Annotated in this window: 22 protein-coding genes and 1 tRNA gene; 1 reads left to right on the top strand and 22 read right to left on the bottom strand. The window is 61.9% G+C overall.

Features of this window, described 5'->3' with window-relative positions; genetic code table 11:
• The 21 genes from rnc to rimP all read right to left on the bottom strand — a co-directional run bounded on the left by rnc (position 1) and on the right by rimP (position 20894).
• Positions 1-726, bottom strand: a complete 726-nt coding sequence (gene rnc / locus AB5767_RS01265) for a ribonuclease III (protein WP_117716046.1) — start codon at positions 724-726, stop codon at positions 1-3.
• A 3-nt stretch (positions 727-729) separates the two neighbouring features.
• The gene (locus tag AB5767_RS01260) at positions 730-972 is read right to left on the bottom strand and encodes an acyl carrier protein (RefSeq protein WP_006234023.1); all 243 of its coding nucleotides are present in this window, start codon (positions 970-972) and stop codon (positions 730-732) included.
• A 124-nt stretch (positions 973-1096) separates the two neighbouring features.
• Positions 1097-2116 (bottom strand): phosphate acyltransferase PlsX, encoded by a 1020-nt coding sequence (plsX, locus tag AB5767_RS01255; protein WP_195234545.1) that lies wholly within the window; start codon positions 2114-2116, stop codon positions 1097-1099.
• 87 nt (positions 2117-2203) lie between these two features.
• The gene (gene rpmF, locus AB5767_RS01250) at positions 2204-2383 is read right to left on the bottom strand and encodes a 50S ribosomal protein L32 (RefSeq protein ID WP_022094017.1); all 180 of its coding nucleotides are present in this window, start codon (positions 2381-2383) and stop codon (positions 2204-2206) included.
• A gap of 64 nt (positions 2384-2447) precedes the next feature.
• Positions 2448-3002, bottom strand: a complete 555-nt coding sequence (locus tag AB5767_RS01245; RefSeq protein ID WP_368132023.1) for a YceD family protein — start codon at positions 3000-3002, stop codon at positions 2448-2450.
• Positions 3002-3499, bottom strand: a complete 498-nt coding sequence (locus AB5767_RS01240) for an ATP synthase subunit B family protein (RefSeq protein ID WP_040358176.1) — start codon at positions 3497-3499, stop codon at positions 3002-3004. The genes AB5767_RS01245 and AB5767_RS01240 overlap by 1 nt, the downstream gene beginning before the upstream one ends.
• Positions 3500-3567: 68 nt before the next feature.
• Entirely contained in the window at positions 3568-4065 is a 498-nt protein-coding gene (gene coaD, locus AB5767_RS01235; protein ID WP_349104232.1) for a pantetheine-phosphate adenylyltransferase, read from the bottom strand.
• The gene (gene rsmD / locus AB5767_RS01230; protein WP_368132022.1) at positions 4058-4714 is read right to left on the bottom strand and encodes a 16S rRNA (guanine(966)-N(2))-methyltransferase RsmD; all 657 of its coding nucleotides are present in this window, start codon (positions 4712-4714) and stop codon (positions 4058-4060) included. Before rsmD ends, coaD begins: the two co-directional genes overlap by 8 nt.
• Positions 4711-6888 carry an ATP-dependent DNA helicase RecG gene (recG, locus tag AB5767_RS01225; RefSeq protein WP_368132021.1) on the bottom strand — a complete coding sequence of 726 codons (2178 nt, stop codon included), beginning with the start codon at positions 6886-6888 and terminating at the stop codon, positions 4711-4713. The genes rsmD and recG overlap by 4 nt, the downstream gene beginning before the upstream one ends.
• A 10-nt stretch (positions 6889-6898) precedes the next feature.
• A complete protein-coding gene (locus AB5767_RS01220; protein ID WP_368132020.1) occupies positions 6899-8560 on the bottom strand; it encodes a DAK2 domain-containing protein in 1662 nt (553 codons plus the stop codon).
• A gap of 27 nt (positions 8561-8587) precedes the next feature.
• The gene (locus AB5767_RS01215) at positions 8588-8977 is read right to left on the bottom strand and encodes an Asp23/Gls24 family envelope stress response protein (RefSeq protein WP_187361832.1); all 390 of its coding nucleotides are present in this window, start codon (positions 8975-8977) and stop codon (positions 8588-8590) included.
• A 161-nt stretch (positions 8978-9138) separates the two neighbouring features.
• Positions 9139-9213: transfer RNA gene (locus AB5767_RS01210), tRNA-Asn, on the bottom strand.
• Positions 9214-9373: 160 nt separating this feature from the next.
• Positions 9374-10723 (bottom strand): RNA polymerase sigma factor RpoD, encoded by a 1350-nt coding sequence (gene rpoD / locus AB5767_RS01205; RefSeq protein ID WP_055286388.1) that lies wholly within the window; start codon positions 10721-10723, stop codon positions 9374-9376.
• Between the two features lie 110 nt (positions 10724-10833).
• Positions 10834-12942, bottom strand: a complete 2109-nt coding sequence (gene dnaG, locus AB5767_RS01200) for a DNA primase (protein ID WP_368132019.1) — start codon at positions 12940-12942, stop codon at positions 10834-10836.
• Positions 12935-13942, bottom strand: a complete 1008-nt coding sequence (gene ribF, locus AB5767_RS01195; RefSeq protein WP_368132018.1) for a riboflavin biosynthesis protein RibF — start codon at positions 13940-13942, stop codon at positions 12935-12937. Before ribF ends, dnaG begins: the two co-directional genes overlap by 8 nt.
• Entirely contained in the window at positions 13939-14871 is a 933-nt protein-coding gene (truB, locus tag AB5767_RS01190; protein ID WP_271757867.1) for a tRNA pseudouridine(55) synthase TruB, read from the bottom strand. Before truB ends, ribF begins: the two co-directional genes overlap by 4 nt.
• 15 nt (positions 14872-14886) lie before the next feature.
• Positions 14887-15930, bottom strand: a complete 1044-nt coding sequence (locus tag AB5767_RS01185) for a DHH family phosphoesterase (protein ID WP_271757869.1) — start codon at positions 15928-15930, stop codon at positions 14887-14889.
• Entirely contained in the window at positions 15923-16333 is a 411-nt protein-coding gene (gene rbfA, locus AB5767_RS01180; protein ID WP_117647311.1) for a 30S ribosome-binding factor RbfA, read from the bottom strand. The genes AB5767_RS01185 and rbfA overlap by 8 nt, the downstream gene beginning before the upstream one ends.
• An 11-nt stretch (positions 16334-16344) precedes the next feature.
• The gene (gene infB / locus AB5767_RS01175; protein WP_368132017.1) at positions 16345-19059 is read right to left on the bottom strand and encodes a translation initiation factor IF-2; all 2715 of its coding nucleotides are present in this window, start codon (positions 19057-19059) and stop codon (positions 16345-16347) included.
• Positions 19060-19150: 91 nt separating this feature from the next.
• On the bottom strand, positions 19151-20398 hold the full coding sequence (nusA, locus tag AB5767_RS01170; protein ID WP_368132016.1) for a transcription termination factor NusA: 1248 nt from the start codon (positions 20396-20398) through the stop codon (positions 19151-19153).
• Position 20399: 1 nt separating this feature from the next.
• A complete protein-coding gene (rimP, locus tag AB5767_RS01165; protein WP_368132015.1) occupies positions 20400-20894 on the bottom strand; it encodes a ribosome maturation factor RimP in 495 nt (164 codons plus the stop codon).
• A 369-nt stretch (positions 20895-21263) separates the two neighbouring features.
• On the opposite strand from rimP, the gene AB5767_RS01160 reads away from it, so the two are divergent.
• Positions 21264-21836, top strand: a complete 573-nt coding sequence (locus tag AB5767_RS01160) for a hypothetical protein (RefSeq protein WP_195503198.1) — start codon at positions 21264-21266, stop codon at positions 21834-21836.
• Positions 21837-21940: 104 nt separating this feature from the next.
• On the opposite strand, the gene leuS is transcribed toward AB5767_RS01160, so the two are convergent.
• Positions 21941-24517, bottom strand: a complete 2577-nt coding sequence (gene leuS / locus AB5767_RS01155; RefSeq protein ID WP_368132014.1) for a leucine--tRNA ligase — start codon at positions 24515-24517, stop codon at positions 21941-21943.
• Between the last annotated feature and the right edge of the window lie 90 nt (positions 24518-24607).

Raw genomic sequence — 24607 nt, 5'->3', positions numbered from 1 at the left:
TTACACGTGCTTCTTGTTCAGAATCACGCCGTTGGTGGTGTAACCCATGCGGTCGAGCGCTTCGAGCGCGGCAGCACCCTCGGCTTCCTTCTTTGAGGAGCCGGAGCCGCGACCCTGGCGAATACCATCGATCAAAACCACAGCGGTAAAGGTGGGCGCATGCGCCGGGCCCTCGGAGCCAACGAGCTTGTACGCCGGGGGCTCGTGACCGTCGGCTTGCACGCACTCCTGCAAAAACGATTTGGGGTTCGCGGGGTGCTCGGCACGCTCGGAAGCCAAATGCGGCTTAAGCGTACGGTGGATAAACTCCGCTGCGGCATCCCAGCCGGCATCCAAGTACAGTGCGCCCACGAGCGACTCGTAGACGTTCTCGAGCGCAGAATGCAGGCCGCGCGCACCGGTACCGGTCTCGGAGGCACCAAAGATGATGATGTCGTCGATGCCCAGCTCGTGAGAAACCTCGGACAGCGTGGCGCCCGAGACGAGCGACACCTTCAAGCGGGTGAGCTTGCCCTCGTCAAACTCGGGATAGGACTCAAACAGGGAGCGTGCGACCACGGCGCCCAAAATGGAATCGCCCAAGAACTCAAGGCGCTCATAGCTGGCAGAAACCGGCTGGCCCTCGACTGCCGAGGGATGCGTAAGCGCCGCGCGCAGCAGCACTTTATTATTGAACTCGTGGCCCAGAATTTCCTGGGCGCGCGTAAGTCGTTCAGACAAAGCCAAGACCTAGGCCTCCTTGGCAGCTTCGATAGCGTCGACGGCGTCGGCGACAGAGTTGAGCGAGAGCAGAGTCTCGTCATCGATCTCGAGGTTGAACTCGTCCTCGATAGCCGTAACCAGCTGCAGGCGCTCGAGCGAGTTGGCATCGAGGTCGTCAAAGGTGGTCTCATCGCTAATTTCGGCAACATCGACGCCCAGAACGTCAGCAGCGACCTCGGCGATCTTGTCGAAGATTTCGGAGCGGTCCATAGCGCTTCCTCTCATAGTGCATGAATACCAAAAGAATGGTACCGCCCGGGCGGTACCAAGACACGGTTCTGATTCTACCCCACGACGTGCGCCGCGAAGCACATAACAGCACTCTAACTCGCTCTTATAAAACGATACCGTCCATAGAGTTGGCGACATTCTCGACCAGCCCGGCGCGCACGGCTTCGGCCGCCGCGAGCGTACCGTTTTTAACAGCCTCGACCGAGGTGGCGCCATGGCCGATCAGGACCACGCCGCGCAGGCCCAGAAGAATCGCGCCGCCCTTGGCGTCGCCAGAGAGCTTGGCCTTAATCTCGCGCATTTGCTTTTTGATGAGCAGCGCGGCAATCTTGGTGCCGAGCGATGACATAAAGACGCCCTTGAGCTCCTGTAGCAAAAACTTGGCAGCACCCTCGGTGGCCTTGAGCGCAATATTGCCCGACATGCCATCGGCAACGACGACATCGAAGTTACCGGAGGTGATGTCCGTTCCCTCGCAGTTACCAACAAAGCCGGGAACGGCGGCTTTCATGGCCGGGAAGCAGGCCTTGGTAAAGTTGGAGCCCTTCTCGTCCTCGGTGCCGTTGGCAAGCAGGCCCACGCGGGGATGCTCGATGCCCAGGACGACGCGGGCATAAGCACTACCCATCTGGGCAAAACGTACCATGTCATCGACCTCGACATCGGGGTTGGCGCCCATATCGCACAGCACCGTCAGACCGCCGGCGCGATTGGGCAGCGCATTGGTCAGACAGGGGCGCACCGGCTGCTTCTTGCCTTCGGCCTGATACCTAAACGGCGTCACGTAGGCGGTGGCAGCGGCGGTCATGGCGCCGGTGGAGCCGGCAGAGAAAAACGCGTCCGCATTACCCTTCTTGATGGCGCGACACGACAGCACGATCGACGACTTGCGTTTAGTCATCACGGCGCGAATGGGATCGTCATCCATTGCGATAACGTCGGGTGCCTCAAGGGCCTCAACACGTGCATGGGAAGCGGCAAAAGGGTTGACGATTTCGGCGGGGCCAGCTGCCAAGACCTCGATATCGGGATCGGCGGCAAGCGCAGCCTCGATACCATCGAGAACAACCTGAGGTTTCTCGTCTCCGCCCACAACGTCTACACAAACGCGAACGTTACTCATAAACATGCTCCTTATACAAAAATGGCCGACTCATTGAGCCGGCCATTGTGGTTCCATTTGGAACGGCATCGCATCCAGAGTATACCGTTACTCGGTAACGATAACCTCGCGGTCCTTGTAGAAACCGCAGCTGGGGCACACGTGGTGCGGAAGCTTAACAGCGCCGCAACGGGGGCACGTGGACTGAGCCGCAGCCGAGATCTTCATGTTGGCGGAACGACGGGTGTGAGTGCGGATACGACCCTGCTTTTGTTTAGGTACGGGCATAGTGACCTTCCTTATGAACTATCCAGTGTGGCGATTACGCGCAAGTAGCGATACTACCACAGTTTTACTCATCAAGCTTGAGATTCTTCAATGCTGCAAATGGATTTTCCGTGGCTTCGGCCCATTCTGCCTCTGCCTGGGCGGCGCAATCGCATTGCTCCACGTTGAGATTGCAACCGCAAGTGGGGCACAGACCGCGACAATCGGGCTTGCAGAGCACCACAAACGGCGTGTCCATAACGACCGCGTCATTGATGGGCTCACCCAGATCGATGATGCGGTCCTCACCCAGAAGCTCGTAGCCGTCCTCGTAGGCCTCGGGATCCTCGGGCTCCTCAAAGAGGTAGAACTCCTCGATCTCTCCGGCGATATCAAACGAGGCGGGCTCCAGGCAACGGTCGCACTCACCGGTGACGTGCGCGCGGACCATGCCCGTGAGCAAGACACCGGTACCGGCATTGGTAAAGACAACGTCGTAGTCGATGCCGTCCTGAAGCTGGTACTCCTTCTCGCCCACCGTGTAGGTGGCGACATCGACCTTACCGGTCAGCGGATACGAATCTCCAGGAAACTCGAGCTGCTCGGAAAGATCGACGGTAACGCTCGGGAACTCAGCCATTACCACTGACCATTCTGTTGGGCGGCACCCTCGTTGAGCTGCTGACGGCAACGGGTAACGGTGCCGGTCAGGCTCTTGAGGTTCTCCTCCAAGTGCGTAAAGACCTGCTCTGCGTAGTCCTCGGCAGCATAACGCGTCTCGCGCTCGTACTGCTGGGCACGATCGCGGATGTCGTCGGCCTGCTGCTGCGCAAGACGGACGATCTCCTGCTCACCGGCAATGGTGAGGGCCTGCTGCTGAGCGTCGGCGATGATGGAATCGGCCTGAGCGGCGGCGGAAGCCATAAGCTCCTCGCGCTCCTTAAGGATACGGCGGGACTTCTGCCACTCCTCGGGATAGCTCATGCGGATCTCGTCGAGGATGTTGAAGAACACGTCGGCGTCGATGACCTTGAACTGAGCGTTCTTGCCGAAAGGCGGCTTGGCTTCCTCGATCAGCCCTTCGAGCTCATCGACCAAGCTGACGATCCTATCGCCAGGAAAATTCTCGCCCGGCATCCGGTCTCCTTTCATAGGTAACATATCATCGTGCTAGTTTACCACATGCCACCAGGCAATAAAAAACGTCACGAAAAGCGATGTCTGAGCGCTTCGACCACGTTGGACGGGACAAACGTCGATACATCGCTGCCGAGCGAGGCGATCTGGCGAACAACCGAGCTCGAGATATAGCCGTACTGCGGCGCACTCATGACAAAGATGGACTCCAGCTCGCTATCCAGGCGATAGTTAAGGTCGGCCTGCTGCAGCTCATATTCAAAGTCGGTCATGGCGCGCAGGCCCTTGACCACGGCCCCCGCCCCCTGCTCGCGAGCGAAGTCGACCAAGAGGCCGGTAAAGGGCAGGACCTCGACGCCGTCGATATCACCGAGCGCCTCGCGGGCCAGCGCCACGCGCTCATCGAGCATAAACGTGGTGCCCACGCCGTTTTTACCCTGCGACTCGGCAACAGCGACGATCACGCTAGGAAAGATGCGGCGGGCGCGGCGGATCACATCGATATGGCCAAACGTGATGGGATCAAAAGTGCCCGGGACGATCACGCGGTTGATGGTGTCATTCATGGGCGTCCTCCTGAAACGTCGTGGCATCATTGTTGTCAGCATCGGTGCCGGCGCTATCGCCCTCACCATCGTCATCGCCGACCCAACGGAGCAGGTCGACCGAGGTAATGCCGTAGCGCTTCTCACGTACAGTCTCAAAGTCTGCCGGATGCGCGCCCGCATCGGCGGCGGCATGCTCAAACAGGGCAAAAGCGCCAGGTGCAAACAGACCCTGCTGAGCCAGGTTCTGCAGCAGTTCCTCGACCGGCTCGGCACCAAAAGCATAGGGCGGGTCGAGCAGGACCAGATCAAAGGGGCCGCCCGGCACACGACCGCGCGAGGCACTCACCAGCATGTCGCCCGTGACCACACGCCAACGTGAACGGTCACGGCAGAGCGACTCGATATTCTTGGTAATGAGCCGCGCGGCGTTGCGATCGATCTCAAACGTCGTGAGCGAGCGGGCCCCACGAGAGAGCATCTCTAACCCTAAGGCGCCGGAGCCGCCAAAGGCGTCCAGCACACGAACCTCGTCCAGATCGAAGTCGAATGCCGACATGACCATAGATGCGCACGCCTCACGTACGCGATCAGTCGTGGGGCGGGTAACATCGCGACCACGGGGCTCCTCGATCTTACGACCGCGCCATTCGCCGCCGATGATTCTCATCCTCCGCTGACCTCCTTAAATATGTGTCGATATCGCATGGCGACCGCATCGCGCAGGGGGCGCGTCGCCACGGAGTCAAGGGTGCAAGCATACCGCAAGAGCTCGACCGCGTCCAAATGGGCCCACTCGATCAGCTCCTCGTCGGCATCCAGATCGACAAAGCGCAAGGTCACGCCGCCGTGCTGGCGGTACCCCAGGATTTCGCCCTCGTGACGCAGACGCAGGTCCATCTGGGCGAGCGTAAAACCGTCCGAGGTCTTTTCGAGCGACTGCAGGCGGTCTTGTGCCGCCGACGCGCCGCCGTTGCCCTTGGAGTGCGTCATGACCAGGCACGTGCCCGACACGCTGCCACGGCCCACGCGACCGCGCAGCTGGTGCAAAGCAGCCAAACCAAAGCGCTCGCCGTTCTCGATAACCATGACGGTAGCATTGGGCACGTCGACGCCCACCTCGACCACCGTAGTCGAGACGAGCACGTCAATCTCGCCACGCTTGAAGGCATCGATGACCCGATCCTTCTCCCCCGCCGGCATACGGCCGTGAAGGCGCTCGACGGTAAGCCCCGGCAACGCAAGACGCAGTCGGTCGAGCTCGGTTGCCGTATCGTGAAGCGGCACGGGGACCGTCACGCGGCCCTCGTCGTCGCGGGCAATACCGGGCACGTCTTCCAGCTCATCGGCCGAATCGCTCGGCTCCACGAGCGGGCAAATCACGTAGGCCTGCTGACCCTTTTCATGCGCCTCGCGAATGGCGCCATAGGCGAGGTCGCGGCTCGACTCGGTGAGCACGTGTGTGGTCACACCGGCACCCGGAACAGGCCGGTGGCGGATGATGCTCGTATCCAGATCCCCGTAGACCGAAAGCGCCAGCGTACGCGGGATGGGCGTTGCCGTCATAACGAGCAGATCGGCACCGGGGCCCTTCGCGCGCAGGGCGTTGCGCTGGCCCACACCAAAGCGGTGCTGCTCATCGATGACCACGAGCGATAGATGCTTGAACGCAACGTTATCCGAAAGCACCGCGTGGGTGCCAAAGAGCACGTTAAGCTCGCCCGATTCCAGCTGTGCATGGATGCGCTCGCGCTCTGCAGCCGGCGTGGCACCCGTCAGAAGCGCCCAGGAAATGCCGGCCTGCGAGAGCAGAGGGCCGGTCTTATCGGCATATTGGCGCGCCAGCACGCCCGTGGGCGCCATAACGCAGGCCTGCGTGCCGCTATCGGCAGCCACAGCCAGTGCGCAGGCGGCAACGGCGGTCTTACCGGTACCGACATCACCCAACAGCAGGCGGTTCATCACGCGCCCGTCATCGCACATATCGCGCAGGATATCCTGGAACGCGGCCTCCTGCTCGTCGCTCAGCGAAAACGGCAGGGCTTGCTTGAGCGCGGCCAGGTGCTCGCCCGCGGTGTGGGCATAGGGCACCACATCGACCAGGCCGCCGTCGTTGCGCAGACGCAACGCCAGCTGCAGGTAGAGACACTCCTCGTAGGCAAGCCGTGCGCGCGCGATATCGCGCTCGGCCATACTCGATGGAAAATGGATCGAACGCAACGCGCGGGCATTGCTCATGAGCTTCCGCTTTGCGCGCAACGGCGCGGGAATCGGATCGAACGGATTGCCGACGACCTCGAGCGCGCCGCTTACGATGCGGCGCATCCACGCCTGGCTCACGCCATCGCTCACGTAATGGACCGGCAGAATGGTGCCTGCGGCGCGCCCGTCCTCGAGCTTTTCAAAGTGGGGCGAGGCCATCTGCTTAAAACCGTAGGCAAACTCGACCTTGCCCATCACGGCCAGGCGGTCGCCCTGCTTAAGCTGCTGGGCAATCCAGGGCTGGCGGAAAAAGGCGACCTGCAGCACGCCCGTCTCGTCAACGAGTGAGACCTCAGTCACCTGCATGCGCGGACGCGGCTGCTTTTGGACGATACGGTCGACCGTGGCGATGATGGTGCACACGGTACCGATGGGCGCCATCTCGATAGACCAAGAACGGGTAAAGTCGAGGTATCGATGAGGGATATGGAGAAGGAGGTCCCCCACCGTCCGAATTCCCAGACGGCGAAGGGCCTCCTCACGTTTACCCGAAACATATTTGAGTCGCGCGATATCCTCGTCGAGCGCATTGCTCTGGGCAAAGCGCTCCGAGACGCGCGGCACGGAGCACAGCTCGGACATGGGCAGTTGCCTACTCGATCGAGAAGATCACGGGATAGAGCGGCTGCTCGCCACGATGGGCGTCGATCTCCAGATCGGGCTGAGCCTCCTCGATAGCGTCGACGATCTCCTGGAAGGCCTCATCGGACAGCTCCTCGCCGGCCAGAATCGTCAGCGCATCGCCCTCCTCTTCCTCCTGCATGCGGTTGATGCAATCGAGCGTGACCTGCTTCACGTCAGAGCCGACCACATCGATGGAGCCGGCAATGATGCCCATGACGTCACCGGAGTGAATCGGCGAGCCGTCGGAGGCGCTGGAGTCGCGCACGGCGCGGGTGACCTCGCCATCGCGGACCTCGCTGATGGCGTCGACCATAGCGGCGACGGCATCCTCGAGCTCGGAATCGGGCAGGACCGCGAACAGCGCGGAGAAGGCCTGCGGAACGGTCTTGGTGGGAACGACGGCGACCTTCTTGTCGGTGCAGGCTGAGGCAGCGGCCTCAGCGGCCATGCGAATGTTGCCGTTGTTGGGCAGAATGATGACCGAGGTCGCGTTGACCTGGTCAACAGCGCCCAGCAGGTCTGCAGTCGAGGGGTTCATGGTCTGACCACCCGACACGATCACGTCGACGCCGAGGGACTTGAGGATGTCTGCCTCGCCGGACCCAGCGGCAACGGCGACAAAGCCCAGCGCCTTGGCGGGCTCGGCGGCCTTTTCCTGGTCCTCATGAATCTTGGCGGTACGGTCGTGGGCCTCCATCTCCATGTTGTGGATAAAGACCTCGTAGATCTGACCAAGCTGAAGCATGTGCTCGAGCACCAGGTTGGGGGTGTTGGAGTGCACGTGGATCTTGTAATCGGGGTAGGCGCCCACGAGTAGCTCACAGTCGCCCATGGAACCCAGGAACTTAAGGCACTCATCCTCGTCAAAGGGAGCGTCAGCCTTAAAGAGGAACTCGTTGCAGTAGCGGAACTCCGAGCCCTCCCAGTCGTCGTTGGCCTCGATCTCAACGCGATTGAGGGCCGCGTCGCGGGCAGAGCCAGCGGAATCAAACGTGGCGGAGAAATCCTCGACCACGGTGCTGCGGCCAAGAGCGGCGGCAACAAAGTTCTCAAGGAAAATAGCAAAGCCAAAGGCGCCGGAGTCGACCACGCCGTTCTCCTTCAGAACGGGCAGCAGGTCGGGCGTGCGAGCGACGGACTGGTAGGCCTCGACGACGATGGCATCGAGCGCGTCCTCGGCCGAGAACTTCTTCCTTTCGCACTCGTCGGCCTTGGTCGAGACATCGCGCAGCACCGTGAGAATCGTGCCCTCGATGGGCTTACGGACGGCCTGGAAGGCGACCTTGACGGCGCGGCGGAACGCATAGGCGATGTTGGCGGACGTGATGGGCTCATCAGCAGAGACGAGACCCTCGGCCACGCCGCGCAGGATCTGAGAGGTGATGACGCCGGAGTTGCCGCGGGCACCCATCAGGGAGCCGTGGGTGATGGCGCCGGCGATGGCCTCCATATCGGCATCGGCGGGAAGGGCGGAAAGCTCCTTGGTCACCGAGGCGAGCGTGAGCGACATGTTGGTACCGGTGTCGCCGTCGGGTACGGGGAAGACATTGAGCTTGTTGATCTCCTCGGCCTTGTCGGAAACAGCAGCCGCAGCGATCGGAAAACAGGTGCGAATGGTCTTTGCAATCATGGGTATTTGAATCTCCGTTTTCGGATGCTAGTTCAGACGGCTCTTGAGCGCGTCGATGTGAATGCCGATCTTAAGGCTGGCGGGATCGATCTGGGCGATCTCCTGCAGGGTGAAGGCAACGGAGCTCGAAAGATTGTGGCAGACGGACTTCATGTTGACGCCGTTCTCGAGCACGACGTGAAGATCGACCGTAAGGCCGTTCTCGTCGGCGGAGACAAGCACGCCCTTGCGGAGGCGCTGACCGGCAAGCAGGCGCACGCTCTCGGCGCCTTGGAGCTGCTCAGCCATACCGACGACGCCATAGCACGTCATCGCGGCATAACCGGCAATATCGGCAATAACGTCGTTCGAGACGCTCAGGCTGCCGTTAATGGTCTCAGACACAAGAATCTCCTTATCTGGTGCTCGCGGCACCATGTCGTGGGAGCAATCATTGCAATATTCTACAACGACCGCGCCATGTTGAGGTGGTGGGTCGCGGGATTACATCCTCGACACGAAATGTTGATATGGCAACGTTCGAGTCAAGTGGTCGCGGCATGAAAAAACCCGCCGCATAAGCGACGGGTTTTACAACCTGGCTCCCCGGGTAGGACTCGAACCTACAACAGCGCGGTTAACAGCCGCGTGCTCTACCATTGAGCTACCGAGGAATAGTTGCGTGCTCTCAAGCAACGAAGTTTATTATACGGACGAATCAGCTTAGGGCAAGAACTTTTTTGAGATTTTTTCCGACCTAGTCATTGGGGACGTCCCCAATGACCACATGAAAGCGCCCCCAAGCGGATGTGCTTGAGGGCGCTTCTTGCTTGACTAGCTTTCGATATAGTCTTTGAGCTTGCTGCTGCGGCTCGGGTGGCGGAGCTTGGCCAAGGTCTTGGACTCGATCTGGCGGATACGCTCGCGCGTGACGCCAAACTCGCGGCCGACTTCCTCGAGCGTGCGGGGATGCCCGTCGACAAGGCCAAAGCGCAGCTCGATAACCTTGCGCTCACGATCGGCAAGCGAGTCGAGCACCTGGGTGAGCTGCTCCTGCAGCATGGAGAAGCTGGCGGCATCGGGCGGAACGATAGCCTGGGAGTCCTCGATGAAGTCGCCCAGCTGGGAATCCTCTTCCTCGCCGATGGGGGTCTCGAGCGACACGGGCTCCTGCGAAATCTTCTGGATCTCGCGGACGCGGTCGGCGCTCATGTCCATCTCGGCACCGATCTCCTCAGGGGTCGGGTCGCGACCCAGGTCCTGAAGGAGCTGGCGCTGCACGCGGACGAGCTTGTTGATGGTCTCGACCATATGCACGGGAATACGGATGGTACGGGCCTGATCGGCAATGGCGCGCGTAATGGCCTGACGGATCCACCACGTGGCGTACGTGGAGAACTTAAAGCCCTTCTGGTAGTCGAACTTCTCAACGGCGCGGATCAGACCGAGGTTGCCCTCCTGGATCAGGTCAAGGAACAGCATGCCGCGGCCGACATAGCGTTTGGCGATGGAGACGACCAGACGCAGGTTTGCGCTGATGAGTGCCTGCTTAGCTTCGAGGCCGACGTTCTCAATGCGCGTAAGACGACGCATCTCGGCACGCGTGAGCTCGAGCTCACCGGCATCGGCGGCCTCGAGCTTCTCGGTGGCCTCAAGACCGGCCTCGATCTTCATGGCCAGATCGACCTCTTCGGAGGCGGTCAGCAGGTCGACCTTGCCGATCTCTTTGAGGTACATACGAACCGGATCGCCGGTCAGCATCACCGTGGAGGCATCGATGCCACGCACGCGGGAGCGTGAACGGGACGTGCGCACGGTGCGCTTCTTCTTGCTCTTGGAAGAACCCATCTCGGCATCGGCCTGACGGGCCATCTTGAGCTCATGATCGTCGAGCGAGCCGGAATCGTGCTCGTCGTCGTCATCGAAATCGTCGGTATCGGTATCGTTATCGTCATCGTCGACGTCCATGGGGGCGTCGTCGTTACCGCTCGCGGAGATAATCTGGATGCCGCTGTTGCGCAGCGCGGAATACACCGCAGTGAGCTGCTCGTCAGAAACATCGATATCCTTCAGGGCGACCTGAATCTCGTCCTCGGTTACCGAAGTCCTGTTTGAGCCGTTGCCCATGAGCTTTGCAACGTAGGATTCCAGCCCAGTACCCGTGCTCTCAGTCTTTTTTGGCACAGATTCTCCCTTCATAGTCCACAGGACTCAATACTTTAGCACACACATTGACGTCTATACCCAAAAAGAGGACTGGATATAGGCGAGAATACGCTGGTTGACCACAACATCTAGGCCTGTTCGGTTCCTGCGGTCTCCAAACCAATCAAACGGAACGGGTCCGCCACGCCGCCGATCGACTTTTGCAGCTCGCGTTGACGCTGCGAATCCTGCGCAGCCTGCACGGTCAGCGCGCGACGGGCCTCATCATCGAGCGAACGGTCCTGTCGCAGCTTGGCCTGTGCGGCACGCATGCGGCGCTTGATGGTGTAGAGCTCGAGCGTATCGAGCATAAACACGATGTTCGTCTCAGTGGGGTGCTTGCTCGTCGCCGAGATGCGCCCGGCACTCACAAGCGTTGCCGCATCTGGACACACTGAGCGCGCCGCATCCATGCAGGCTGCAGGATCGGTTCCCGGCGGCGTTGCCAGAACGGCCCATGCGATGGACTCGTGACGTGGGTCAACCCACTCGATGGAGCAGATGCGGTCGGCATACGTGCGGAACAGGTCGGGGTAGCTCGTGAGCATGGTCAGCAGCTCGCGCTCCCCTGCCAAGGACTTGCGCTCTAGATCGGTCAAAACCATCGGCGCCGCCGCAGCCGGTGCGTTCGAACCATCAGGCACAGGCACAGCGCCCATACCATCAGGCACATCGATCGGCGGCAAGTCGTCAACGACCTCCACTGGTGCAGCGCCATAGGCATCGAGCGGGACGTAGTCGTACGGCTCTTCTTCGACCGGCGCGGACACCGGCGGCGTAGCGCCCGATGCCCAAGCACCGCGACCGGCATCGCAAGAACCCGACGTCCGACCGCCCGCGCTACCGGACCGCTCAGCCTGTGCCCGCTGGCGCTCATAGTTCTGCTCACGACGTCGTTCCGCATCCTCGCGCTTGGCGACATCGCGAAACACACGGCCCGAGCTCGCACGCACGGTCTCCAGATCCAAACCCAACAGGTCGGCAATCTGGATAAAGTACGTGTCGATCATATAGCTGTTGCGCAACGGATAGATAAGCGTCAGCGCATCCTCCAGCGCCTTGGCGCGACCGCCCGGCGTGGTGATGTCGCTCGACTCCTGCAGCGAACGGTAAACAAAGTCCATAAGCGGCTCGGCAGCGTCGATGCGCGTCTGCAGTGCCTCGCCACCATGCGCCGTGATGAACTCCATGGGATCGTTACCGTCGGGCAGCACCACGCAACGCAGATCCATAGAATCCTGCTCGATAAACTGAATCGCACGGCGAGCAGCCTTTTGGCCGGCGGCGTCACCATCGAACATGTACACGATGCGCTTGGCAAAGCGGGTGAGCGTCTTGACGTGATGCTCCGTGAGGGCGGTGCCCAGCGTGGCGACAACGTTTTTAATCCCCGCCTCCCAGCAGGCGATGCAATCGGTATAACCCTCCACCACGATGGCGGTATCCTGCGCGACGATAAACTCCTTGGCCCAATTAAAACCGTAGAGGTTTCGCTTTTTATGGAACACACTCGTCTCGGCGGTGTTGAGATACTTGGGTTGGCCGTCACCCATGATGCGACCGCCAAAGGCAATGTTGTGACCCTGCTCGTCAAAGATGGGGAACATTACGCGGTCGTAGAAGCGGTCGGCAAGCTGCCCGCGCCCGCGGCTCACGGCAACGTTGGCGTCGATCATCTCCTGCGGGGTAAAACCCGCCTGGGACAGGTGCGACACCAGCGCGTTACGGCCCGGTGCAAAGCCCAGGCAGTAGCGGCGGCAGACGTCGCCGCCCATACCGCGGCTGGCAAAGTACTCGCGCGGACGGCTGTCCTTACCGCGCATAAGCATGGTGTGATAGAACTGGGCGGTTTCGGCACACAGGTCATAGATGCGGGCGCGCTTGGTGCCGCGCTCGCGATAGGCGCCGGTATCGTGCAGCTCAATACCGGCACGGTCGGCCAGGTAGCGAATCGACTCGGGAAAGCTCAGGTTCTCGCGCTTCATGATATAGGTGAAGACGTCGCCACCCTCGCCACAGCCAAAGCAATGCCACACCTGCGTGGCGGGAATAATGTGGAAGGACGGAGTCTTTTCGCCATGAAAGGGACAGCAACCCCAAAACTCATGACCGCGAGGCTTGAGCTCAACCGTTTCCTGCACGATGGCGACTAAGTCGGACGCAGCGCGTACCTGGTCTTTCTCCTCATCGCTAATCACGGATGCTCACCCCCTGCTCGCCCAAGTTGTGACGAATATCTCCGATATTACCCTCGACGGTCGCGATCAACTCATCCAGCGAATCGAACACGCGCGACGGACGCAGCCAGCGCGTAAACGCCAGCGAAACGGAAGCGCCGTACAGGTCGCCCGTATAACCAATTAAATTAGCCTCGAGATGCGCCGAAGCGGCATCGTCGGCATACGTCGGCGGCAGTCCGACGTTCACGGCAGCGGGCCACGCGGTGTCATCGACCAGCACCAGACCCTCATACACGCCATCGGCAGGCACCTGAATGCCGTCGGGAACCTGCAGGTTTGCCGTGGGAAAGCCCATGCCAGAACCCTCGTGACGGCCGCGAATTACACCGCCACGCACCATATACGGACGACCGAGCAACTCAGCAGCAAGCTCCACATGGCCCTGTCCCAGCTCATGACGAATGCGCGTGGCGCAAATGGCCTCACCGCCCTCGCAAAGAAGGTCGTGACCATACACGTCAACGCCGTGCTCGGAACCCCAGGCGCGCATCTCGGCAACACCAGAAGCACCACCACGACCTAGCCTAAAGTCACTGCCAACGCGAATCGATCGAATGTCGACCAGACGCGACACCAGCGAGAGAAAATCAACATGGTCAAGCGCCGCAACCTCAGGCGTAAAGGGAACGGCCACCACCGCATCGACCCCGGTTTGAGCCAGGGCATGCAGACGGTCGGCCGTCGTCATCAATTTTTGGGCGGGCGAAGGGCTCACCACGACGTCCGGGTCGGGATCGAAGGTAACTACGACCGCCTTGCAGCCATGGGCACGGGCATCACGGACAAGCGCTTCGATAAGTTCCTGGTGTCCACGGTGAACGCCATCGAACACGCCGATGGCAATCGATGCGGCACCCAAGTGCTCGCACTCATCAAACGTATCGGCAGTAACGATGCGAGCCTCGTCCGACTCGCCCGCGAAAAAAATACGCGCGAGCTCGCGAGCGGAAAGCATCATCGAACACCGCCGATTGCTTGCGGAAACACGTGCTCCATAACAAAGCGGCCACTCTCAATGCGAGCGAGCGCCTTGAGTCCCCCATCGAGCACCAACGCAAACGGCGCCTTCGAGGCATCGAAATCGGCAAGCGCACGCTCAACGGGAATGCGTCGGCCGCAGAGCAGGTCGTCGGCAAGATTGCCCGGCAAGTCAACACGCGTGGCGCCCAGGGCTGCAATGGGATTCAGGGCAAAGCTAGCCGCGGACTCGGGAGAAAGCTCCTCCACCGCATGACAAGCGCCAATGGAAACAGCACCGGATGCGGTGCGACGAAGCGCGGAAATATGCGCGGCGCTATCACAAGCACGGCCCAGGTCGCGAGCGAGCGCACGGATATAGGTGCCCTTGCTCACCGAGAACGCCACGGTCCACACGCATGTATCACCCTCGCCGCCCACGGCAATCAGGTCGGCGGCATAGACCTCGACGGGGCGCGGAGGTAGGTCCACCGCATTGCCCTCGCGAGCAGACTTGTAGGCGCGAACGCCATTGACCGAGATAGCCGAAAACGCCGGCGGCACCTGCATCTGCGGGCCCAGCATAGCGGCCAAGTGCTCACGGGCATAGGCAGGATCGCGGAGCTCGTTGGCAACAGCCACTGTGCGAACCGCCTCGCCCTCCGCATCATCGGTATTGGTCTCGGCACCAAACGAGATGTCGGCGACATAGCTTTTGGTATCGAGGGTTAGCATGCCCAGCAGACGAGTAGCCTGGCCCACGCCCACCACCATGACGCCGGATGCCATGGGGTCGAGCGTGCCGGCATGGCCGACGCGCCGCTCATGGAGGGCGCGTCGGCATTGCGAGACCACATCGTGGGACGTGCAGCCCACCGGCTTATCGACGGCGAGCAGCATATTCAGTTGAGAAGGCGTACGACGAGCCATGTACCATCCAAAATGTTAGAGCTCGACGGTCACCGAAGCGGGATCCTCCCCTACCAGCTCGGCCAGCATGGGAAGTGCCACGGCGAGCGTCTCGCGAATCGTTCCGTTGTTGGAAAAGCCGGCGGCGGCATGATGCCCGCCACCGCCAAAGTTGGCAGCGATCTCGGACACATCGAGGTCACCCTTGGAGCGCAGGTTGCCGCGTACCTTGGTATCGCCCTCAATGCCCTTCAGAAACAGGCAGACCTCCACGCCCATAACCGAACGCACCACATCGACCAGGCCGTCGCACTCATCCGAAGTGACGCCGCAGGCCTCGAGGTCGCTCTGGTACGCATAACTATATGCCACGCGACCGTGCGCCACTGTTTTGATGCGGCCCATAACGATGGACTTGAGATGCAAGAACTCCACGCGCATGCTCTGGTAGACCTCGAGCGCAACACGCGCCGGATCGGCACCGTGCGCGACCAGGCGCGAGGCGGCATGGAACGCAGCAGCATCGGCGTTTTGATACTGAAAACGGCCGGTATCGGTAACCAAGCCACACAGCAGGCAGGTCGCAACGCCATCACGTGCGACAATGCCGCAATTGTCCAAAAAGCGGTCGATGATCATGGCGCAGGCTGCGGCGCCGACGCACCTCAGGCTCAGCTCGGCAAATTCCTCGCGCGCCGGATGGTGATCGAAGCACACCACATGCGACGAGCGGCGGAGCACCTCAGCTGAGTTGTTCAGACGCTCGACGACCGGCACGTCCACCGAGATGAACAGGTCCGGATTGTCGGTATACGCAGATGCCGGCACCAGACGGTCGGCACCCTCCATAAAGCGGTAGATGCGCGGAACCGGGTCATCGTCTGCCAGCAGCAGGGCAATGTCCTTGTTGGGGAAAAACTTCATAAGCGATAAGCCCAGACCCAGCACGGAGCCCAGGGCGTCGCCATCGGGAGACGTATGTCCCGAAATCGCAATGGAGGACGCATCCTCGATGAGCTCGAGGATGCGTCGCTGAATATCTGCAGACTCGCACGATGCGAGGTCGGCGGAATTACTCATCTAAAGCTGCCTCCTGGGCGGCATCCGCTATGGGATAGCCGTCCTCGTCCTTTTCGATCGCAAGCGTGGCGGGAACGTTTTCCAGCGCGCGCGTGATGCGCTCGGCCTCATCGGTCGAGCGATCGATGCGAAAATCGAGCTCGGGCGTGACGCGCCAATCGAGCGAGCGGGCCAACAGGCTACGGATGCGACCCTTGGCGCTGGCGAGCGCCTCCATGACCTCGTCGTAGCGGCTCGCGTCGCACGACACGTACACGCGCGCGAACGAACGGTCCACCGCGACCTCGACCGCGGTCAAGGTGACCAGGTCGAGACGCGGATCGGAAACCTCAAAGAGCAGGATATAACCGAGCTTCTCGCGAAGCTGTTCGCCCAGACGGCGGGTTGCCTGCGTTTGCTTCATAGCGCTACCCCCTACTCGGTACGGGCAACCTGGTCGATGCGGTAGCCCTCAATGGTGTCGCCAGGCTTGATGTCCTGGAAGTTCTCCAGGCCAATACCGCCCTCGGAGCCGCTCTTGAGACTCTTGGCCTCGTCCTTGTAGTGACGCATCGAAGCGATTTTACCGTTGAAGACCACGATGCCGTCGCGCACCAGGCGTACGGAATCGGTCGCGGCGATTTCACCCTCTTCGACGCGGACACCGGCGGCGATGCCGACTTTGGGCACCTTGAAGGTGTCCAGGACGGTCGCGGTACCCGTGGAGACCTCAACCTCGGTGGGCTTGAGCATGCCGATACGGGCAGCGTCGAGGTCCTCGAGGCACTTGTAGATGACGTCGTAGCAACGGATCTCGACGCCCTCGCGCTCGGCGGCGGAGCGGGCCTTGCCGTCGGGACGAACGCCAAAGCCGATGATGATGGCGTTGGAGGCGTCGGCCAGGACCACGTCGGTCTCGTTGATGGCACCAACGGCGGAGTGGATCGTGTTGATGCGCACCTCGGACTGATCCATCTTGTCGAGGGAGTCCTGAAGGGCCTCGATGGAACCCTGGACGTCGGCCTTGATGATCAGGTTGAGCTCCTTGACCTCGGCGTCGGCGATGGTCTCGAAGAGGTTCTCGAGCGTGACGTGCTTGACGCGACTCTGCTCCTCGATACGGGCCTTGAGCGAACGCTCGTCAGCCAGCGCACGAGCCTCGCGCTCGTCCTCGAATACGCGGAACTCGTCGCCGGCGTTGGGGACGGACTGCAGGCCCAAGATCTCGACGGCGTCGGAGGGACCGGCCTCGGTGACGGCGTTGCCCTTGGGGTCGAGCATGGCACGGACGCGGCCATAGGTGAGGCCGGCGACCAGCGTGTCGCCCACGTGCAGGGTACCGCGGGTCACGAGCACGGTGGCAACCGAGCCGCGGCCCTTGTCGAGCTTAGCCTCGAGGACGTTGCCCGATGCGAACGTATCGGGGTTGGCCTTGAGCTCGAGCACGTCGGCCTGGAGCAGCACGGTCTCGAGCAGGTCGTCGATACCGATCTTCTGCTTGGCCGAGATGTTGACGAACATGTTCTGTCCGCCCCACTCCTCGGGGATGATGCCGTACTCGGTGAGCTCCTGGCGCACGCGGTCGGGGTTGGCGCCCGGCTTATCGATCTTGTTGACGGCGACGACGATGGGTACGCCGGCGGCCTTGGCGTGGTTGATCGACTCGATGGTCTGGGGCATGACGCCGTCGTCGGCAGCCACGATCAGAATGACGATGTCGGTCACCTTGGCGCCGCGGGCACGCATGGCCGTAAAGGTGGCGTGACCGGGGGTATCGATGAAGGTGATCTTACGGTCGTTGATCATGACCTGCGAAGCGCCGATGGCCTGGGTAATGCCGCCCGCCTCGCCGGCAGCGACGCCGGTGTGACGGATGGCGTCGAGCAGGCTCGTCTTGCCGTGGTCGACGTGACCCATGACGGTGACGACCGGGGCACGCGGTTTAAGATCGGCGGGGTCGTCGTAGAACGAGAAGGTGTTCTCCTCCTCGGGGGTGATGATCTTGATCTGGCGACCCAGGTCGTCGGCAACGAGCTCGACGAGGTCATCGGACATGGACTGCGTCATGGTAAGCGGCGTGCCCAGCAGGAACAGGCGCTTGATGATGTCGTTGGCCGGAACGTCGAGCGCCTCGGCGAGCTCCTGGACGGTAACGCCCTGGGAGACCTTGATGGCGTCGAGGTCCTCGGGGTTCACGCCCTGGGCCAGCGCCTCCTCAATCTTGCGCTCTTCCTGAGCCTTTGCGGCCTCGCGCTCGCGCTTCTCCTTGCGCTTTTTGCGGCGACCAGTGGACTCGCGAGAGGCCTCCTCGACGGCGGCACGAGCCTCCTCGAGCACCTTCTCGCGGCTGTACTCCTCGGCCTCGCGAGCCATGCGGCTGTAGTGGTCCTCTTCGTTGTTGTGACCGCCCTTGCGCTTCTTGCCCTTGCCCTGCTTGTCGGGGTTGGGGAAGTCCATGCCGGCAGCGACGTTGTTGCTGGCGTTGGTGCGATGGCTGTGCGGACGGCTCTCGGAGGCGTTGCGCTCGGAGTTGTTGTCGGAAGCGTTGCGATCGTTACGACGGCCACCGCGACGGTCGTTGTTGCCGCCACGACGGTTACCGCGCTCGGCGGCGCGCTCGGCCTTGGCCTTGTCCTCGGCGTCCTTCTTCTCCTTGAGAACGGTCTCCTGTGCGGCGATCTGGTCGAGCAGCGAGCGGAAGCGCGAACCGGAGTCGGAAGCGGGAACGGCGCGGCGCTGGGCCTCGCGGGCAGCCTCCTCCTTCTCGCGGGCAAGGCGCTCCTGCTCGGCCTTCTTCTTGGCCTCGGCCTCGGCGCGGGCAGCCTCCTCGGCAGCCTGGGCTGCGGCAAACTGGCGGCGCTCCTCCTCGCGGGCCTTCTCGGCGGCGATGCGCTCGCGCTCGGCCTCGGCGGCGCGTGCGGCCTCCTCGGCGGCAGCTGCCTGCTCCTCGGCCTGCTTGGCGGCCTCGACTTCCTGAGCGCGGGCCTCGATCACCGAGGCGAGCTGCTTGCGGACCATAGCGACATAAGCGTCCTCCAAGGTGGAGGAAGCGGACTTAGCGGGAATCTTCATATCGGCGAGATGACCCATCAGTTCCTTGGAGGTCATGCCGAACTCTTTGGCCAGGGTGGACACACGGACTTTTGCCATATGACTTCACCTACCCTTTCTGGCACCTTGGGTGCCTAGAGACTGAACGAGCGTGGGAGACGCGCCGGGACCCGCCCGGCGCAACCGCGCGCTAGATCAGGTCCTCCGCATCATCGAAGGCGTCGGTGTCGTGGACACCGCAGAAACGGGAGCCAGGACGAGCCTGGTTGCGGCACTGGATGCCGTCCTCGGACACATACTCGCAGCGGCGGACGTCCTCGTCCTCCTCGTCACCGATCAGGTCGGCGGCGGGCTCCTCGTGAACGGGAACGTTCTTGAGGATGTCGGCGGCAAGCGTCTCGGACTTGATGTCGATGTGCCAGCCGGTCAGGCGCGCAGCAAGGCGGGCGTTCTGGCCCTCCTTGCCGATGGCGAGGGACAACTGGTCGTCGGGCACGATGACACCGGCGTAGGCCTTCTCCTCGTCGATGAGGACGCGGGTGACCTTGGCGGGCGACAGGGCGTTGGCGACGTAGACGGCAGGATCGGCATCCCACAGGATGACGTCGACGCGCTCGCCGCGGAGCTCGCCCACGACAGCGCGAACACGACTGCCCTTGGGGCCGACACAGGCGCCCACGGGATCCAGACGATCGTCGAGCGAGTGGACGGCGACCTTGGAGCGCTGGCCGGGCTCGCGGGCGATCGACTTGATCTGGACGGTGCCCTCATAGATCTCGGGCACCTCCTGCTCAAACAGACGACGCATGAGCTCGGGGTGGGTACGGGAGATGACAATCGGCGGACGGCTGTGCTCGCCACGAGCCGGCTGCAGGTTGGAGTTGGGGTCGCGAACGTCGATGATCACGGCCTTGATGTGCTGGTTGTGCAGGTAGCGCTCGCCCATCGGGCGCTCGTTGCGCTCGTTCTCGTAACGGCGCTGGTCGAAGTGCGGCAGCTCAGCCTCGACGCCCTCGCGGATCTTGACGATCGTGAAGTCGGGCGTGGACTGCAGCACGGTACCGCTGATGAGGTCACCGATGCGGCCGGAGAACTCCTCGTAAATCTGCTCGCGGGCGGAGTTACGCACGATGGCGTTGATCTCGGCCTTGGCGTGCTGGGCAGCGATGCGGCTCGTGTTCTTGGGGGTGACGTCGATCTCCTCGAACTCGGTGAAGTTGCCCTCCTCGTCCATGGAATCGTCGATCGGCTCCAGGCGGTAGACGTAGATCTTGCCGGTGGTGCGGTCGATGGTCACCTTGGCGCCCCACTCAAGATGCAGGATCTCGGCATAGCTCTTGGCGAGCGACTGCTCCAGGCGGTCGATCAGGTAGAGCTGGTCGATGTGCTTCTCCTGGCAAAGCTCCATCAGGGCGGACATCATGTCGGATGCTGCCATCTTACTTTCCTTCCTTCACGGGCTTGAAGTCGTAGGTGGGCTTCAACTTGCACTTTTTAACATCAGAGAAATCGAGGGTAACGGACTCGCCGTCCTCGAGCTCGAGGGTCACGTTCGTCTCGGTGGCGGCGGCAATCTTGCCGGCGTACTTGCGACGGCCCTCGGTGGCGGTAGAGGTGAGCTCGCAGTTCTCGCCCACAAAGCGGGCAAAGTCACTCGGGCGGCGCAGCGGGCGCGCCATACCCGGGCTCGACACCTCGAGCGTATAGCTCGAAGAGATGGGGTCGAGCTCCTCAATCACATCGCCGACCCACTTGGTGTTGGCCGTGACGTCGTTGAGCGACAGGCTCTGACCCTCGGCACCCTCGATACGCACGCGCACGCAGGGGGCCTTGGTGGCACCCACGAGCTCGACGTCGACGATGTCGACATCGTGCTGGGGGGCGACGGCCTCGAGCGCGTCGATGATCGCCTGCTCGGTCTTGGTCTTGACCATTGCGGCACCTCCATCCATACAAAAAAGAAGCGGGGCCGAAACCCCACTTCTTTCAATTACAACTTCATTTGCAAGCAAACTATAACAATAGCTGCGGAAACGTGCAAGCACAGTACGAATCTGCAGGTCAGCGTGCGCACAGCTTCTCCACAAGAATAGGACAATTGGTCGAGGAACCCCATGCGGCGCACCCTCAACAGCCCCAAAACGGGCCATGCGTCCCAATCCACAGGCCCGTTCGGACCCCAAGGGCATTCCTCCCCGAGCCCCTATCGTTCAGACTTACGCTAAGGGACATTCTGCAACAAGCCAGCCAGCAAGTCGCGCAAGGACGAACCTTTTCAAATCCTCTACGGCAAGGAGGCGCCTATGAAACGCCTAGACACCCTCTGCATGACTGCGCTCGCCATCGCAACATGCTCGTTGGTCCTCGTGGGCTGCGGCAACGCAAATGGCAAAACCGGAACATGCGAACCGAACCCTGGCAGCACCAAAGCCATCGAGAAAACGACGCCATCGGAGAGCTTCGACAAAATAAACGAAGACATCGTCGATCCCCAGGGCCTGGGTCCCGATTCCCAAGAACAGTTCCCCATCGACCTTGAGGCAGACGAAAACGTCCACGTCACCTGCGTGGGCAAGGACACCGACGGCTACGGCGACGCCGCGCTCGTCTTTACGGTGTCCAACAACACCGGTGTCGACATGATGTTTGGCGATGTGGACTCCTATGCCTACGTCAACGGTAAGGTCCGCGACGTACGCATGCGCCAACCGGTCGCCGCTGGAGAAGAAACGCGCGCCATGCTCACCTTTGTGGGCACCTTCGACGATCCGGACTTTGATGTGAACAACGACCTCAACGATATCTACCTCAACATTTGGATGTTCGAAGAGGCAACGGGCAACGTTTACTTTAGGGACCTGGTACACATCCCATAGAAGAAGGTGCGACGCGCTGACTAAGCAGGGCATAAAACACAAGACGAGGGACGACCCAACCGGATCGCCCCTCGTCTTTTATGCGTCAGCTTTGCGCGCAGTACTTACTTGACCACCAGGTTGACCAGCTTGCCGGGCACGCAGATGGCCTTGACGACCGTCTTGCCCTCGAGCCACTTGGCGACGGCGGCCTCGGCGGCAGCCTGCATATCCTCATTGGAGGCATCGCGGGCCACGTCGACGCGGCCGCGGACCTTACCGAGCACCTGGACCACGATCTGCACCGTGTCCTCAACGGACTCGGCCAGGTCGAACTCGGGCCAGGAGGCGGTGTAGGCGTTGCCCTCGCAGCCGAGCGCCTCGTGCCACAACTCGTCGGCCCAGAACGGGCAGATGGGGGCAAGGACGCTCACGATGTCCTTGGCCACGCCGTAGCACAGCGCCTTGTCGCGGGCGGCACCCTCGGTGGCATTGAGGTAGGCGCTCGCCGCGTTGACGAGCTCCATGACGGCCGAGATGGCGGTGTTGAACTGGCCGCGATCGAAGTCCTCGGTGCACTTGGCGATGGTGCGGTGACGCTCGCGATAGAGCTTCATCGCGACCTCGTCGAGCGCGGACTTGTCGAAGGCCACGTTGGCGTCGCCGGACTGGACGAGCTGCCAAACGATACGCCAGGCGCGCTTGATGAAGCGGTTAGCGCCCTCGACAGCCTTGGGATCCCAGTCGAAGTCCTTCTCGGGCGGGGCGATAAACAGGATCGCCAAACGCATGGTGTCGGCGCCGTAGGGCTCGATGACCGAGCTCGGGGGCACGACATTGCCCTTGGACTTGGACATGGTGTCGCCGTTCTCGTCCTTGACCATGCCCTGGCACAGCAGGTTGGTGAAGGGCTCGTCCACACTCAGCAGGCCCAGGTCGCGCAGTGCCTTGGTAAAGAAGCGGCTGTAGAGCAGGTGCAGAATGGCGTGCTCGATGCCGCCGATGTAGTTATCGACGGGCATCCAACGGTCGGCGGCCTCACGGGAGAAGGGCAGCTCGGTGTTGTGCGGATCGGTATAGCGCAGGTAGTACCAGCTGGAGCAGGTAAAGGTGTCCATGGTATCGGTCTCGCGCTTGGCCGGGCGACCGCAGACCGGGCAGGTGGTCTCGTAGAACTCCTTGCACTCGGCGAGGGTCTCGCCGGCGCCCAGGTCCAGGTTCTCGGGCAGCGTCACCGGCAGCTGATCCTCGGGCACGGGCACGATGCCGCAGTGCTCGCAGTGGATGGCCGGGATGGGGTTGCCCCAATAGCGCTGGCGACTGATGAGCCAGTCGCGCAGACGGAACTCGACCTTGCGACGGCCGCAGCCCATGGCCTCGAGGTCGGCCACGATGGCAGCCTCGCCCTCGGAGTGCTTACCGCCGCGCATGCCGGTGTACTTACCGGACTGGACGAGCGTGCCCTCAGCAGCGTGGGCGCAGTCCCAGTCGACGGTCTCGGCATGGAAGGTATCGATGGTCTCACCGCTGGCCTCGACGGCAGCGCGGTCGTCATCGTCCAGGATGATCGGCACGATCGGAAGGTCATACTTGCGGGCAAACTCAAAGTCGCGCTGGTCGCCGCAGGGAACGGCCATGACGGCACCGGTGCCGTAGTCGGCAACGACATAATCGGCAACCCACACGGGGACCTTCTCGCCGTTGACGGGGTTCACCACATAGCGGCCGGTAAAGGCACCGTGCTTCTCGATGGTGCCCTGGGCACGCTCGACGGCAGAGATATGCTTGGAGTCCTCGACGATCTTGGTGACGGCCTCCTCGTACTCCGTGCCCTCGACGAGCTCGTGCAGATGAGCGTACTCGGGAGCCAGGACAAAGAAGGAGACGCCAAAGAGGGTGTCGGCACGCGTGGTGAAGACGGTGATCTTGCCCTCGTCGCCCTCGATGGGCTCGCCATCCCGGTCGCAAAGGGTAAAGTCGACCTCGGCGCCCTCGGAGCGACCGATCCAGTTAGCCTGCATCTGCTTGACGCGCTCGGGCCAGCCGGGGAGCTTCTCCAGGTCGTCGAGCAGCTCCTGAGAGTACTCGGTAATCTTGTAGTACCACTGCTCAAGGTCGCGTTTCTCGGGCTCGGTGCCGCAGCGCCAGCACTTGCCCTCGGTAACCTGCTCGTTGGCCAGAACGGTCTTGCAGGTGGGGCACCAGTTGACCGGATTCTTCTTGCGGTAGACCAGACCCTTTTCCCACATCTTCTCAAAGATCCACTGGCCCCAGCGGTAATAATCGGGGCTGCAGGTCTTGACCATGCGATCCAGATCGTAGGAGAAGCCCATGCGCTTCATCGTGGCGAGCGCCTGATCCATGTTCTTATACGTCCAGGCGGCAGCCTGCGTGTTGTGCTTGATGGCGGCGTTCTCGGCAGGCAGGCCAAAGGCGTCAAAGCCGATGGGGTGCAGCACGTCGTAGCCGCGCATGCGGGCCTGGCGGGCCATGGCATCACCGATGGTGTAGTTGCGCGCGTGGCCCATGTGCAGGTCGCCCGACGGATACGGGAACATCTCGAGCACGTACTTCTTGGGCTTGCTGTCGTCGGTGTCGACGGCAAAGAGGTTGGAGTCCTCCCAGGCCTTCATCCACCTGGACTCAATGGCCTGCGCGTCGTAGGCAGGGATCTCGTCCTTATGATCTGTGCAATCGCACATATCAGCTCCTTTAATCTTAGCTGGGGCCGGTCGGCTAGGCTTTGCTCGCTGCTGCGGACAGTCCTGCTCGCACGAAGGCCACATTAAGTG

The sequence above is a fragment of the Collinsella aerofaciens genome (genome assembly GCF_040926265.1).
In the GTDB taxonomy this organism is placed as follows: domain Bacteria; phylum Actinomycetota; class Coriobacteriia; order Coriobacteriales; family Coriobacteriaceae; genus Collinsella; species Collinsella aerofaciens_BB.
This window is presented reverse-complemented; position numbering and strand designations above follow the sequence as displayed.